This window comes from Neisseria sp. HMSC70E02 (assembly GCF_001838645.1).
Lineage (GTDB): Bacteria > Pseudomonadota > Gammaproteobacteria > Burkholderiales > Neisseriaceae > Neisseria > Neisseria macacae.
The window spans coordinates 24,209-38,077 of the sequence record NZ_KV838054.1 but is presented as its reverse complement, the minus strand read 5'-3'; the positions used below and the strand labels follow the sequence as shown (position 1 = coordinate 38,077).

General features: G+C 53.5%; 11 protein-coding genes, 1 tRNA gene and 1 pseudogene. 6 read left to right on the top strand and 7 right to left on the bottom strand.

Annotated elements, in window-relative coordinates:
• Positions 1-220: 220 nt before the first annotated feature.
• Together rfaQ and HMPREF3277_RS14800 are read right to left on the bottom strand one after the other, a co-directional pair.
• Positions 221-1,327 carry a putative lipopolysaccharide heptosyltransferase III gene (gene rfaQ, locus HMPREF3277_RS00695; RefSeq protein ID WP_070869733.1) on the bottom strand — a complete coding sequence of 369 codons (1,107 nt, stop codon included), beginning with the start codon at positions 1,325-1,327 and terminating at the stop codon, positions 221-223.
• A 90-nt stretch (positions 1,328-1,417) separates the two neighbouring features.
• Positions 1,418-1,651, bottom strand: a complete 234-nt coding sequence (locus HMPREF3277_RS14800) for a hypothetical protein (RefSeq protein WP_168168239.1) — start codon at positions 1,649-1,651, stop codon at positions 1,418-1,420.
• A gap of 61 nt (positions 1,652-1,712) precedes the next feature.
• Between HMPREF3277_RS14800 and HMPREF3277_RS00690 the strand changes: the two genes are divergently transcribed.
• Entirely contained in the window at positions 1,713-2,594 is an 882-nt protein-coding gene (locus HMPREF3277_RS00690; protein ID WP_003777394.1) for a prephenate dehydrogenase, read from the top strand.
• Positions 2,595-2,698: 104 nt separating this feature from the next.
• On the opposite strand, the gene HMPREF3277_RS00685 is transcribed toward HMPREF3277_RS00690, so the two are convergent.
• The 4 genes from HMPREF3277_RS00685 to HMPREF3277_RS00670 all read right to left on the bottom strand — a co-directional run bounded on the left by HMPREF3277_RS00685 (position 2,699) and on the right by HMPREF3277_RS00670 (position 8,003).
• Positions 2,699-4,150, bottom strand: a complete 1,452-nt coding sequence (locus HMPREF3277_RS00685; RefSeq protein WP_070869732.1) for a DASS family sodium-coupled anion symporter — start codon at positions 4,148-4,150, stop codon at positions 2,699-2,701.
• A 336-nt stretch (positions 4,151-4,486) separates the two neighbouring features.
• Positions 4,487-5,740 carry a complex I 51 kDa subunit family protein gene (locus HMPREF3277_RS00680; RefSeq protein WP_003777399.1) on the bottom strand — a complete coding sequence of 418 codons (1,254 nt, stop codon included), beginning with the start codon at positions 5,738-5,740 and terminating at the stop codon, positions 4,487-4,489.
• Positions 5,737-7,365: an FAD-binding protein gene (locus HMPREF3277_RS00675; RefSeq protein WP_070869731.1), complete on the bottom strand. Its 1,629-nt coding sequence runs from the start codon at positions 7,363-7,365 to the stop codon at positions 5,737-5,739. Before HMPREF3277_RS00675 ends, HMPREF3277_RS00680 begins: the two co-directional genes overlap by 4 nt.
• Positions 7,365-8,003 carry a 2Fe-2S iron-sulfur cluster-binding protein gene (locus HMPREF3277_RS00670; RefSeq protein WP_003766262.1) on the bottom strand — a complete coding sequence of 213 codons (639 nt, stop codon included), beginning with the start codon at positions 8,001-8,003 and terminating at the stop codon, positions 7,365-7,367. Before HMPREF3277_RS00670 ends, HMPREF3277_RS00675 begins: the two co-directional genes overlap by 1 nt.
• A gap of 824 nt (positions 8,004-8,827) precedes the next feature.
• Here HMPREF3277_RS00670 and HMPREF3277_RS00665 point away from each other — a divergent pair.
• The 3 genes and pseudogenes from HMPREF3277_RS00665 to HMPREF3277_RS00660 all read left to right on the top strand — a co-directional run bounded on the left by HMPREF3277_RS00665 (position 8,828) and on the right by HMPREF3277_RS00660 (position 11,369).
• On the top strand, positions 8,828-10,351 hold the full coding sequence (locus tag HMPREF3277_RS00665) for a fumarate hydratase (protein WP_070869730.1): 1,524 nt from the start codon (positions 8,828-8,830) through the stop codon (positions 10,349-10,351).
• Positions 10,352-10,459: 108 nt separating this feature from the next.
• Positions 10,460-10,525, top strand: a pseudogene (locus HMPREF3277_RS15100) (transposase); the annotation flags it as partial.
• 160 nt (positions 10,526-10,685) lie between these two features.
• Positions 10,686-11,369: a 2,3-diphosphoglycerate-dependent phosphoglycerate mutase gene (locus HMPREF3277_RS00660; RefSeq protein ID WP_003766223.1), complete on the top strand. Its 684-nt coding sequence runs from the start codon at positions 10,686-10,688 to the stop codon at positions 11,367-11,369.
• Between the two features lie 147 nt (positions 11,370-11,516).
• On the opposite strand, the gene HMPREF3277_RS00655 is transcribed toward HMPREF3277_RS00660, so the two are convergent.
• Positions 11,517-11,593 (bottom strand) — tRNA-Pro (locus HMPREF3277_RS00655).
• Positions 11,594-11,839: 246 nt separating this feature from the next.
• On the opposite strand from HMPREF3277_RS00655, the gene HMPREF3277_RS00650 reads away from it, so the two are divergent.
• Both HMPREF3277_RS00650 and nudB read left to right on the top strand, forming a co-directional pair.
• Positions 11,840-13,219: a mechanosensitive ion channel family protein gene (locus HMPREF3277_RS00650; RefSeq protein WP_070869729.1), complete on the top strand. Its 1,380-nt coding sequence runs from the start codon at positions 11,840-11,842 to the stop codon at positions 13,217-13,219.
• A complete protein-coding gene (gene nudB / locus HMPREF3277_RS00645) occupies positions 13,219-13,674 on the top strand; it encodes a dihydroneopterin triphosphate diphosphatase (RefSeq protein WP_070869728.1) in 456 nt (151 codons plus the stop codon). Before HMPREF3277_RS00650 ends, nudB begins: the two co-directional genes overlap by 1 nt.
• Positions 13,675-13,869: the final 195 nt, after the last annotated feature.

The following is a 13,869-nucleotide window of genomic DNA, read 5'->3' as shown; positions in this document are numbered from 1 at the left end:
TGAGAAGGCTCGTTATTGGAAACGATTGCCTTGCTGGCGCACTATGCCGACTACGTCCCCACCAAATAGGGCGTTGACATCCGTTAAGGTTTCAGGATGTTTGGATAAATCTTAGGTGTTCTCTTGAGATGTCGGAATAGGGTGAAAATCTGTTGGAGTTAATTTTGCAAAGACCTCTACTTTATTTATAGGCAACCGCTTATTGATACCGAAGCAGGGATTATTCTATTGCTGCGTGTGTTCCCGTTTGGTCAATTTTCTCGAGTTTGGCGGAAACGCGGTTCCATACTTCTTCCAGAGGAATGGCTTTCAGGAGACGTTCGGGATTGTTTGTATTGATGCTGTCGGGGTGGGGGAGGTCGGTATAATCGCCCGCCCATATCACTTCGGCATTGAGCGAATAAGGATGCCATATGCCCAGCCAAGTCGCGCCGAATAGGGCGATTTGCGGTTTGTCGAGCGCGGCGGCGATGTGCATGGGAACGGAATCGACGCCGATAAACAGTTTGGCGCGGTCTATCGCCGCTGCAAGTTCGCGCAAAGTTAGGCAGCCGGACAATACCCATACTTTGCCGCTTTCCGGTATTTTCAGACGACCTAAGATGGCTTCAATCATGTCGTGTTCGACGGGACTGGGGGAGGCGGTCAGGACGACGTTGTGTCCGTGGTTCAGCAGAAGCTGGACGAGTGCGGCGTTCTTGCCGTCTTCCCAACATTTGAACAGCCAGCGCGCGCCCGGATGCAGTAAGACGTAGTTTTCGCCTTGCCAGCCTTGTTCGCGCAATTTTTGTTCCATACTGTTGCGGACATCTGGGGAGATGCTCATGCGGACTTTTGCGTGGGGCAGTTCTTCCGGACGGATAAGCGGAGGCAGTATGCCAAGATGGGTTTCAACGATATGTTTGGTCGTGCCCATATCGGGGTTGAGAAAGTCGTGACACCAGCGCCAGGCGGCATTGTCGCGTTTGATGCAGTTGAAGCCGACGCTGCATTTGGCGCAGAGTTTGGCAATGATGGCGGCACGCCATTGGTCGGAAAGGTTGAATGCCCAATCGTATTGACGGGCTTTTAACTGACGGAAAAGGTCTTTTTCGTGTTTGAACTGCATCCGCACGCCTTGTTTCTTCCATTGCCGGTCAATGGTGAAAATCCGGGCGATTTGCGGATTGTCGCGGATGATGTCGGCGGTTTCCTGATAAACCAGCATATCGACTTCGCACTCGGGAAAATGTTGTTTGATCGCATCGACGACCGGCGTACTGAGCAATACGTCACCATGATGGCGCAGTTTGATGACGAGGATACGGTTGGGTTGTGCAAGTGACATACGGTACTTTCAGACGACCTGGTTCAAGAATGGCTCTCAATTGTAAAACGGAACGCAAGGTTTGGAAAACTGTTTCTGTATAAACGGTTTTTAGAGCAAATGAACGCTGCCGGTTTTCTTTGATTTTCTTAAAAAATATTGATTTAGGATGATCGGTGTGTGCAAAATTTTTTGGCACTGCGGAAGATTGTTCCATTCTGAAAACGCCTGCGGGCTGACCGGCTTTCCGACAGGGTTGTGGCTGGAATGGGGCCGATTCACTATAATAGCCCAAGCTGCAGGCAGGATTTGTGTTTCAAGAAGCTCTTGCAGATTGGGAAGCAAATCCTAGTCCGGGTACGTTTTCAGACGACCTTTCCTTTATCCACCGCCTTACACATCCGCCATGACACCAAATGCCCCGCTCCAACACATCACCCTTATCGGCGTCGGACTGATAGGCGGCTCTTTCGTTCTGGATCTCAAACGATTGGGATGGGTGCAAACCGTGACCGGTATTGATCTCGACCGCGATAATCTCGACCGTGCGCTTGAGCGTCGGGTGATTGATAAAGCGTTTACGGAAATCAACGCCGAAAGCATCGGTCATGCCGATTTGGTGTTGATTGCCACGCCGGTTTCCACTTTGCCGACCATCTGCCAAGCCATTGCGCCGCTGCTTGCGCCGGAGGCTTATGTGTCTGATGTGGGCAGCACCAAGCGGACTGCCATCGCTGCTTTCCGCCAATATCTGCCCGAGCGGATTTCACACTGTATCGCCGCTCACCCCATTGCAGGCTCCGACCGCAGCGGCGCATTGGCGGCGCAATTCGGATTGTATCAAGATAAAAAACTGATTATCACCACACACGGACAAGAGCGCCCCGAAGGTATCGCTTTGATAAAAAGCCTGTGGCAGGCGGTCGGCGCACAGACGTTTGAAATGAGCGCGGAAGAACACGATGCCGTGTTCGCCGCTGTTTCCCATATGCCGCATTTGACGGCTTTTGCTTATGTCCACCAAATCGCCGACCATCCGGACGGACAGGAATATTTGAAATTTGCCGCCAGCGGTTTCCGAGACTTTACCCGCATCGCCTCCAGCCATCCCGCCATTTGGACGGACATCTGCCTGGACAATAAAAACAGCCTGATCAAGCTGATTGCCGGACTGCACGATCAACTTTCCAAGTTGGAACGTATCCTCGAACAAGAAAACCGCGACGCGTTATACCGTTATTTTGAAGAAGCCAAGCAAACGCGCGACGAATGGTTGGGCAGCCAATAGCGGATTGATATCCAGCCTCACCTTGCAACTGCTTCTCTCCAAAAAGCAAAAAGGTCGTCTGAAAACCTATTTTCAGACGACCTTTTGTTGATTTCAGGCAGGGTTTACCAGTAGCCCAGCACTTTCCACCAGATAATGCCGATGGTGCCGAAAATCAGGATTTCGACCACGCTCATGATGAAGCCGGCTTTCCACCATTCGGTCATGCTGACATAGTTCGAGCCGTAGATGACGGGGGACGAACCTGAAGCGTAGTGGGTCAGCGACATCATGATGCCGGTGGCGGACGCCATAATCAGGGCGAACAGCATCGGCGGTGCGTCCAAGGCGAGACCTGCGCCGTAGAACGCGCCGAACATGGCGGTAACGTGTGCCGTGCCGCTGGCGAAAACGTAGTGGGCGTAGAGGTAGGCGAGTACCAACAGGGCGCAGCCGGCTTCCCAGCCCAAACCGAGATGGGAGATGCCGCCCTGCATGGATTCGGACAGCCATGCAATCAGTCCCAATTTGTTGAGGAAGTTCGCCATCATGACCAAGGCGGCAAACCAGACGATGGTGTCCCACGCGCCTTTTTCTTTCAGCGCGTCGTCCCAAGTCAGTACGCCGGTGAGCAGACACAGGGAGAGGCCGAGGAAGGTGGTGGCGGTGGCATCGACTTTCACGCCGAACAGCATTTCGGGAACGCCCGCCCACAGAAGCAGCAGAATCACGAAAATGCCGAGCATGATTTTTTCGTCACGCTTCATCGCGCCCATTTCTTTCAGTTTTTCTTTGGCAAGGGCGGTCGCGTTAGGCGTTTGTTTGATTTCGGGCGGATACAGGAAATACAGCACCAGCGGCATCAGGAACATAGCAATCAGGCCGGGTACGACCATGGCGGCGAACCATGTGCCCCAAGAGAGGTGGATTTTCGAATCGGTGGCTTTGGCGACCAATTCGACGACCAACGGGTTGGGTGCGGTCGCGGTAACGAAGATGCAGCAGGTGATGATGTTGGCGTGGTAGTTGACCAGCGCGAGGTATTTACCGATTTTGCCTTCCGTGCCTTTTTCGGGGTCGGAATCGAAACTCAGGGCGATGGAACGCATAATCGGATGCACGATGGCGCCGCCGCGCGCAGTGTTACTCGGCGTTACCGGGCCGATGACCAAGTCGGCCAGTGCCAAGCTGTAACCTACGCCCAGCGTGCGCTTGCCGAAAAGGGAAATCAGAAGGTAGCCGATACGCATCCCCAAGCCGGTTTTCAACAAACCGCGAGAGATGATGATGGCGATACCGATCATCCAGATTAACGAGTTGTTGAGGCTGCTCAGAGCGTCTTTGGTTGCGTCGGCGGCTTTTTCGTTGGTCACGCCGGTCAGCGCGACCAAGGTAATGCCCAAAATCGCCATTGCGCCGATGGGCATGGCTTTGCCGATGATGCCGGCGATGATGCCGACGAACAACGCCAAAAGGTGCCATGCGTCGGGCGATACGCCCTGCGGCACGGGTATGACGAACCAGATAATCAGCGTCAGCGCGAGCGCAACCGCAGCAGGAATTGGCTTGAAGCCCATGTTGAGTCTCCTAGTTTGAGGTATCGGGGAAATCGGATTTCAGACGACGTGTGTCCGTTTGCGCGGGGAAAGGTCGTCTGAAACGTATTTTGGCAGCAGTTGTTTTTTATGTTTTTCTTTTGGTGGTTTGGGTCAAAGGTTATTGCGTTTTGCCCTCTCCCTAACCCTCTCCCCGTGGGAGAGGGTTAGGGAGAGGGCAAAACCTCAAGATACACCGTATCGTTTTTTCTGATGGCGAACCATCCGGTAAGTAGATGTCGGATATAAATGTCTGATCTACTGCTTTTTCAGACGACCTCCCATAATAGAAAAGGTCGTCTGAAACCCCGTATCGGATTAATCCTGCTCTGCAGGCAGTCCGTACTCTTCGGGGAAGGTACGCAGCGAACTTTGCAACACGGTAACCGCGCCGTCGATCAGGCCGCAGCGGCCGCTTCGTGGCAGCAGTTGGCACAGGCTTTGCAGGGCGCGGAGGTCGTCTGAAGTGCCGATGCCGGTATCCACGCGGTTGAGCAGGCGTGAAAGTTGGAACGTGCCGCCTTTACACGGCGGGCATTGTCCGCATGAGTTGGACGCAAAAAATTCCACATACTCGGACACTTTACGCACCACGCTGGTTCCTTCGGAAATCACAATCATTGCGCCCGTACCGAGGCTGGATTTGCGTTCGCGCACGGACACGAAGTCCAAAGGCACGTCCAAATCTTTCGCGGTCAGAAGCGTGTTTGACGGGCCGCCGGTGAAGACGGCTTTAAACGTGCGTCCTTCGAGCATACCGCCGCCGTGATCGAAAATCAGCGATTGCAAGGTCGTGCCCATCGGCAGTTCGTACAGGCCCGGATTCAATACGTCGCCGGAAAGCGAGTAGAGTTTCGTGCCTGCGGCATCGCCCAAACCCAGCGATTTGTACCATTCCGCGCCTTTGGCAAGGATTTGCGGGATGTTGGCGAAGGTTTCGGTGTTGTTGATAAGGGTCGGTTCGCCTGCTACGCCGCTTTCGGCAGGGAACGGCGGCTTGCGGCGCGGGAACGGGAAACCGCCTTCCAACCATGAAATCACGGCGGTTTCTTCGCCGCCGATGTAGCGGCCTGAAGTTTCGACCAATTTCAGGTCTAAAGGTTTGCCCAGATAGTTTTCGATGCGGATGAACAAATCGCTTTTTTTCCATTGCTCGATGGCGGGCACGATGGCGGCGACGGATTCGGTCTGGTGCGGGTTGACATACATAATCGCTTTGTTGGCGCGGCAGGCGACGGCGGCGATCAGGACGCCTTCGATGACTTGGTGCGGCGTTTTCGCCAGCAATACGCGGTCTTTGAACGTACCCGGTTCGTCTTCGTTGGCATTGCAGACGACGTATTTGTCGCCGTGTTTGCTTTGTGCGGCAACGGCCGCCTCCCATTTGCGCCAGGTCGGGAAACCTGCGCCGCCCATGCCGCAGAGGTTGGCGTCTTGCAGCTTGGAAACGATGCTTTGAGGATCGGCAAGTGCCGCCAGCAGGCCTTCGCCGCCGCCGACTTTGCGCCACGCGGCCAAATCCGCGCCGACTTGGCGGGACGGGTGCAGTAAGTTTTGATTGGCTTGGTTCATGATTGTTGCTCCTGCAAACCGGCGTGTTCGCGCAAATCGAATTTACCGTAGTCGGGATATAAAACGGGGGCTTTGATGTCGCTGGTCAGTCCGGCGCGGGTCATTTCGCGTTGCAGATCGTGGACGTGTCCGACACCGCCGCGCACTTTTTTCAGCGGCAGGCCGCAATCGGCGGCAGCTTTACCCGCGCGGCGGCCGAAGCTGATGATGTCCAAAAGCGCGTTGCCCATCAGGCGGTTGCGGCCGTGGATGCCGCCGGTTACTTCACCGGCGCAATAGAGGCCTTCGACGCAGGTCGCGCCGTCGCCGTTGATTTCGACGCCGCCGTTTTGGTAGTGCAGGGTCGGATGGATCATTACAGGCTCAACAGCGGGGTCGATGCCGCATTTGTGGGCAACGTGGCCGAGCGTAACTAAACGGTTCAACACGTCGGGATCGTTTTCAATCAGGCGCGGGGTGTCGAGGAACACGCCGACCTGTCCGTCGCGTACCACGCCGCGGCCTTCGCGGCACTCGCGCAAAATGGCGGCGGCAACGACGTCGCGCGGCTGCAATTCGTCAACGAAACGCTCGCCCAAACCGTTGACCAGTTTGGTGCCTGCGGAACGCACAGCTTCGGAAATCAGCGCGCCCGCCAAGTGCGGCGGATGGGCGACACCGGTCGGATGGTATTGGAAGGAATCGATGTCGCGCAGTTTCGCGCCGATGCGGTATGCCATCACCAAACCGTCGGCGGTTGCGCCGTAGTGGTTGGAAGTGGCGAAACCCTGTAAATGCAGCCGTCCGCTGCCACCGGTTGCCAATACCACGGCTTTGGCGTGAACCAATACCAAGGAGCGTTTTTCCAAATCGTACAAAATCGCGCCGACGCAGCGGCCGTGTTCGTCCGACAATAATTCGATGGCGGGGTGGCGGTTGAGCTGGGTGATGTTTTCGTCGAGTTCGACCGCCTCGCGCAGTACGCGCATCATTTCGAGGCCTGTGAAGTCGCGGTAGCTCAGGATGCGCGGCACGGTCGTACCGCCTGCACGTTTGCGGCTCAACATGCCGTTGCTGTCCGCGCCTTTGGCAAGGTCGAAAGTCATGCCCAAGCCGATCAGCCAGCGGATGGCGGACGGCGCGTCGGTAACCATTTGCGCCACCAATTCTTTTTTGCCTGCGTTGTGGCCGCCTTTGATGGTGTCGTCAAAGTGCTGCTGCAAGCTGTCTTCTGCGCCGACTGCCGCCTGAATGCCGCCTTCGGCCATCACGGTATTGCTGTCGCCTATACGCAGCTTGTTCGCCATAATCACACGCGCGCCTGCTTCGGTTGCGGATAACGCCGCTGCCGCGCCCGCACCGCCGCCGCCGATCACCAATACGTCGGTGTTTAAGTGTTCCGCGCCCGACAAATCATAGTCGTCAATCAGCGGATGACTGATCAGCAGTTTCGCCAAATCAGGATGGCAGTAATCGCCCGTGTTCGGACCGATGGGCAGTTTGACGCGCGCATTGGCCTGATAGTCGGGGTGAAACTGACTCAATAATTCGTTTTTTTCCGGCAAGTCGCCGCGCAGTTCCAATGAGGAAGCGCGCAGGTTGGCAAGGGCGGTTTCGTAGTCTATGCCTTGGATTTCGTTCGCCATCACATTGCCTCCTCTTCAAATTCGACTTTCATTTTGCCGCTGTCGATTTCGCGCAGGCGGCGCATCAAATCCACCGGACGCAGCGTGCGCGCCGCTTTCATGCGGCGGGCGAACAGGCCCAAGTGGTTCGGACGGATGTGTTCTGGGCAGGAAAGGGTGCAGAGGTTGCACATCACGCATTGGTCGAAGGTCAGCGCAGCCGCGCCGAAATCGCCCGATACCACCTGCGCCACGCCGTTTTCCACTTCCAAGCCTTTCGGGCAGGCGCGGTTGCAGCCGCCGCAATGACGGCAGTTTTGCGCTTCGGGGAAGGCTTTAGCGGTATCGTCCAGCCAGTTCCAGCCGTCGCCGACCTCGCTCACGTCGTAATATTGGATATGCTCGGGAATGAAGTAGTCCAAGAAGCTGACCTGCATCCCTTCTTCGACTTTGGTTTCACACGCCAACGCAGTCGTTACCTCGCGCTCGCCTTCCTTGCGGATCATGCAACGGCACGAACCGCACACGCCTTGCCCCATACAGCCGACGTTGGCGGTAATCGCGCTGCCGGAACGGGCATAGGCCTGAATGATTGACGAGTCGGCGGAGGCCTTGACCTCGTGGCCGTCTATGGTCAGGGTTAACAAGTTTTCACTCATGGTAGTGTCCTGTGGAATGGGATAGGGGAAATCGGATGTGTGTATTTTTATTACAAACTTTTAAAGTGCAGATGTTTTTCAGGAAACGTCTTATAAATCAACGTCTGACTGTCTTTTATTAGTGTATCAGAATTTGGGTTTTTTGATGATGGCAGAGTCGTAAAGGCAGGGTGGGGGCGGATTGTGAACAAAAAACAGCGGTTTTCAGACGACCTTTGTGCCATCTTGTTATTTTGTAAGATAAAATAAACTTACGATAAAGGAATAATTACTAAAAACCGTTTTGAAATACGAGTAAATATCATTATTAAATGTTTGATATAAAAGCATATATCTATGTATTTATTGGATAAATTTGCAAAGTGTAAGTAAATGCAAATTGTGTTATAAAATTTCAGAAAAATGGCTAAGTTTGACTTCCGTCAAAAATCATCGTGGGTAGAATGACACGGCTTTTACATTTGTGTATGGTTGAAAAAAGAAAGACAGGTCGTCTGAAAAATAATTGTTTCTTTTTAAATTCATGTTATTAGTAAGATTCATTGCGGCGGTGAATCCAGCCTTTTCAGACGACCCTTTGGAATTTGAGTGGACGGATTAATTGTAGTTTTATTTCTTCCGGTAAATATTGCCGACAATATCCGTTATCATCATCCGAGTGAAATGATAGGTTATTAAGTTTTATGAAAATCAATGGATTATAAAAATCATATTGTCGCCTCATATAGATTGACAGCACTATTACACCGATTAAGGTCGTCTGAAAAACGGCCTCTATAAAAAAGCTAACAAACCCTCCCTACCATATGAAAAGGAACACAATCATGACCGTCATCAAGCAAGAAGACTTTATCCAAAGTATCTGCGATGCCTTCCAATTCATCAGCTATTACCATCCGAAAGACTACATCGACGCGCTCTATAAAGCGTGGCAGAAGGAAGAAAATCCCGCCGCCAAAGATGCGATGACGCAGATTTTGGTCAACAGCCGCATGTGTGCCGAAAACAACCGCCCCATCTGCCAAGACACCGGTATCGCAACCGTCTTCCTCAAAGTCGGTATGAACGTCCAATGGGATGCGGACATGAGCGTGGAAGAGATGGTTAACGAAGGCGTGCGTCGCGCCTACACTTGGGAAGGCAACACCCTGCGCGCGTCCGTCCTCGCCGACCCGGCCGGCAAACGCCAAAACACCAAAGACAACACCCCTGCCGTCATCCACATGAGCATCGTACCGGGCGACAAAGTCGAAGTAACCTGCGCGGCAAAAGGCGGCGGCTCTGAAAACAAATCCAAGCTCGCCATGCTCAATCCTTCCGACAACATCGTCGATTGGGTGCTGAAAACCATCCCGACTATGGGTGCGGGTTGGTGTCCTCCCGGCATCTTGGGCATCGGCATCGGCGGTACGCCCGAAAAAGCCGTACTGATGGCAAAAGAATCCCTGATGAGCCACATCGACATTCAAGAGTTGCAGGAAAAAGCCGCGTCAGGTGCAGAATTGTCCACCACCGAAGCCCTGCGCCTCGAACTCTTTGAAAAAGTCAACGCGCTGGGCATCGGCGCACAAGGTTTGGGCGGACTGACCACCGTATTGGACGTCAAAATCCTCGATTACCCGACCCATGCCGCATCCAAACCGATTGCCATGATTCCCAACTGCGCCGCCACCCGCCACGTCGAGTTCGAATTGGACGGCTCAGGCCCGGTCGAACTGACCCCGCCGCGCGTTGAAGACTGGCCCGATTTGACTTACAGCCCCGACAACGGCAAACGTATCGATGTCGATAAACTGACCAAAGAAGAAGTTGCCAGCTGGAAAACCGGCGACGTATTGCTGCTGAACGGCAAAATCCTCACCGGTCGTGATGCCGCGCACAAACGCCTCGTTGATATGCTCGACAAAGGCGAAGAGTTGCCTGTCGATTTCACCAACCGCCTGATTTACTACGTCGGCCCCGTCGATCCGGTCGGCGACGAAGTAGTCGGTCCGGCAGGCCCGACCACCGCTACCCGCATGGACAAATTCACCCGCCAAATGCTCGAACAAACCGGCCTCTTGGGCATGATCGGCAAATCCGAGCGCGGTGCAGCCACCTGCGAAGCCATCGCCGACAACAAAGCCGTATACCTCATGGCAGTCGGCGGCGCGGCATACCTCGTGGCAAAAGCCATCAAATCCTCCAAAGTCTTGGCGTTCCCCGAATTGGGCATGGAAGCGGTTTACGAGTTTGAAGTCAAAGACATGCCCGTAACCGTCGCCGTGGACAGTAAAGGCGAGTCCATCCACGCCACCGCTCCACGCAAATGGCAGGCAAAAATCGGCATCATCCCCGTCGAACCCTAATGACTTGATGGTAGGTTGAAAAAGGTCGTCTGAAAACTTGAAACAGGGTTTTCAGACGACCTTTAATTTGTTTGGAGGCATTACGATTGCAAGGGTAGGGGGAATGGACGGTATAGTGGATTAACTTTAAATCAGGATAAGGCGACGAAGCCGCAGACAGTACAGGTAGTACGGTAAGGAGAGGTAACGCCGTACTGGTTTAAAGTTAATCCACTATAAAACAATACGCCGCAAGTCTTGATAAAGAACAAGCATCGCCCCGCCCCGACTGCAGAAGCAGCCGAAATATGTTATAAATAGCCCCTTCTACCGACCTCAAATTGGAGCATACGACATGGAATTGGTATTTATCCGCCACGGACAAAGCGAATGGAACGCGAAAAACCTGTTTACAGGCTGGCGCGATGTGAAACTGAGCGAGCAGGGGCTTGCCGAAGCCGCCGCCGCCGGTAAAAAACTGAAGGAAAAAGGCTACGAGTTCGACATCGCCTTCACTTCTGTCCTGACCCGCGCGATTAAAACCTGCAACATCGTTTTGGAAGAATCCGACCAACTGTTCGTGCCGCAAATCAAAAGCTGGAGGCTGAACGAACGCCACTACGGCCAACTGCAAGGTTTGGATAAAAAACAAACCGCCGAAAAATACGGTGACGAGCAAGTCCACATCTGGCGCCGCAGCTACGACACCCTGCCGCCGCTGCTCGATCCGAAAGACCCGTTCTCCGCGCACAACGACCGCCGCTATGCCAACCTGCCCGCCGATGTTATCCCCGACGGCGAAAACCTGAAAGTTACTTTGGAGCGCGTACTGCCGTTCTGGGAAGACCAAATCGCCCCCGCGCTTCTGAGCGGCAAACGCGTCCTGGTCGCCGCACACGGCAACTCCCTGCGCGCATTGGCCAAACACATCGAAGGCATTTCCGACGAAGACATCATGGGCTTGGAAATCCCGACCGGTCAGCCTCTGGTGTACAAATTGGATGATAATTTGAAAGTAGTTGAAAAATTCTATCTGTAAGCTTTTACGGATAAGGCAAAAGGTCGTCTGAAAACCTTGATTTGGGGTTTTCAGACGACCTTTTGATTGAAACGCTTGAGATATAAGATTTGAGACAGTCAAGGCAAAAAAACAGCCCGGTCAAAAATGACCGGGCTGTTGAATTTTTGGTCGGAGTGAAAGGATTCGAACCTTCGACCCCTTGCACCCCATGCAAGTGCGCTACCAGACTGCGCCACACTCCGACTCGAGAAGTTTGGGATTATAGTTTTCTTGCACGGCTTTGGCAAGGGTAAAGCCGGACGGTTTCGGCTATCTGCTTGAAGCGGCTTTGAATTTGTTTGGTGTCAGGGAGGGTAGGGCTGCGGAATGGTTCATACTTGATTGGAAGCCGCGATGTTTTTCAGACGACCTCGGGGGTAAATGGATGTGGCGGAATTTAATGGCTGCTATATAATCTCAGCTTTGATTTTTAATAAAAAACAGGGCGGATGGACAGTATTTTGCATGATTTGTTTGCGCGTCAGGCGTTTACATCGAGCTTGGTGGAGCGCAACTTCGGACAGGTTTCGGGCTGGATAGAGCTGGTCGGTGTCTTGATGCTGATGGTGGCGGCGTTTTGGCTGTCAAACCGCCTCAACGACCGTTATTTCTTTTCGGAACACGGCAGCTTCGCACTTTTGCGGCATATCGGCAGAAGGATTTTGTGGCCGGTGTTGATGATGATTTTCGGCGCAGCGGCTTTGTTTGTCTGCAATCTGACGGAATTTCGCGCGGTATGGCTGCATCTGTTGATTTTGGCGGCGCGCTGGATGATTCTGATTCGGGTCAGCGTGGCGGTGGTTCATGCCGCTTTGCCGCAAAACAAACTGACCGACTGGCTGGAGCGGGCGGTATCCATGGTTTTGTGGATAGGGTTCGTGCTTTGGCTGTCGGGTTTGGACGATAAGATTTTGGAGGTGCTGGACGGCATCAGTTTCTCGGTCGGTTCGGGCAGGCTCAGCCTGCTGACGATTCTGAACGGGATTTTGTGGGTCGGCCTCCTGATGATAGGTGCGTCGTGGCTGGCTCGAGTTATCGGCGGACATTTGGAGAAGAGCAGCTTGGATACCAATCTGAGCATGATTTTGTCCAAAGTCGTCAAAACGGTGATGATGGTGTTGGCGGTCTTGATTGCGCTGCCTCTGGTGGGGATTGATTTGACGGTATTGTCGGTGTTCGGCGGTGCGTTAGGTGTCGGTATCGGTTTCGGCCTGCAAAAAGTGGCGAGCAACTATATTTCCGGTTTTATCATTTTAGGCGACCGCTCCATCCGCATGAATGACCGCCTGACGGTCAACAACTTTACCGGCTATGTCACCAAAATTACCTCGCGTTTCGTCGTGCTGCGCAATGCCAACGGTACGGAGGCGCTGATTCCGAACGAGACGTTCGTTACCTCGATGGTGGTCAACGAATCCTATACCAGCCGCGAATTGCAGCAGGCGTTCAATATACAGGTTGCCTATCATTCCGATTTGATTAAGGCGCTGGACATCATCAAAAGCGCAGCCGCCGCGCAGCCGCGTGTTTCCAACAATCCCGCGCCTTTGGCGGTAGTCACCAACTTCGGCGACAACGGTATCGATTTGCGCGCGACGTATTGGGTGAAAGACCCGGAAAACGGCTTTGCCGCGCTGCAATCGGCGATTTTTCTGGATATTTGGCGGCAGTTTAACGAACACGGCATTGAGTTCCCTTATCCGCAGCGCGAAGTCCGCATCCTGAACGAAAGCCAGGCACCGAGCAGCATCGCCATGATTAAGGCGGGAATGCAGGCGCGCAGCGATACCAAATCCGATCCTGCGATGGATTCCGGCGGAGACGATTGATGGCAAAGCCCTTGAAGTATCCCGTGTCCGCGTTGGTTGTCCTGCATGATGCCGACGGCAATATCCTTTTAATCGAACGCACTTCGCCGCCAGGTTTTTGGCAGTCGGTAACCGGCAGCATCGAACCGGACGAAACCATAGAGGAAACCGCCAAACGCGAAGTTTGGGAAGAAACCGGCATCCGCCTTGCGGACGGGCAGCTCTGCAACTGGCACGACAGCACAGTTTATGAAATCTACCACCACTGGCGGCACCGCTATCCGAAAGGCGTGTTCGAAAACCGCGAACACATCTTTTCCGCCGAAATTCCGCGCGATGCGGTGATTGTTTTGCAGCCTGACGAACACGTCGCTTACGGATGGTTCGGCATTGAAGAAGCGGCGGAAAAAGTGTTCTCCCCATCGAATAGAAGGGCGATTTTGGCATTGGGGAAAAGGTTGGGATTGGTTGTTTGATGAATGATGGCGGAGAGATGGCCGACAACCGCATTTAAAGACCGATGGACAGCCTCTTTTATATCTAATAAAATAAACGATAATTGTTATTGGTTAATTTGGTAACATCAAACCGTAAAGGTCGTCTGAACGTTCGGCTTTCTGATTGGAAGCCTTTAAATTTTCTTGTTCAAACGGCCTTTTCCATATTTTCGT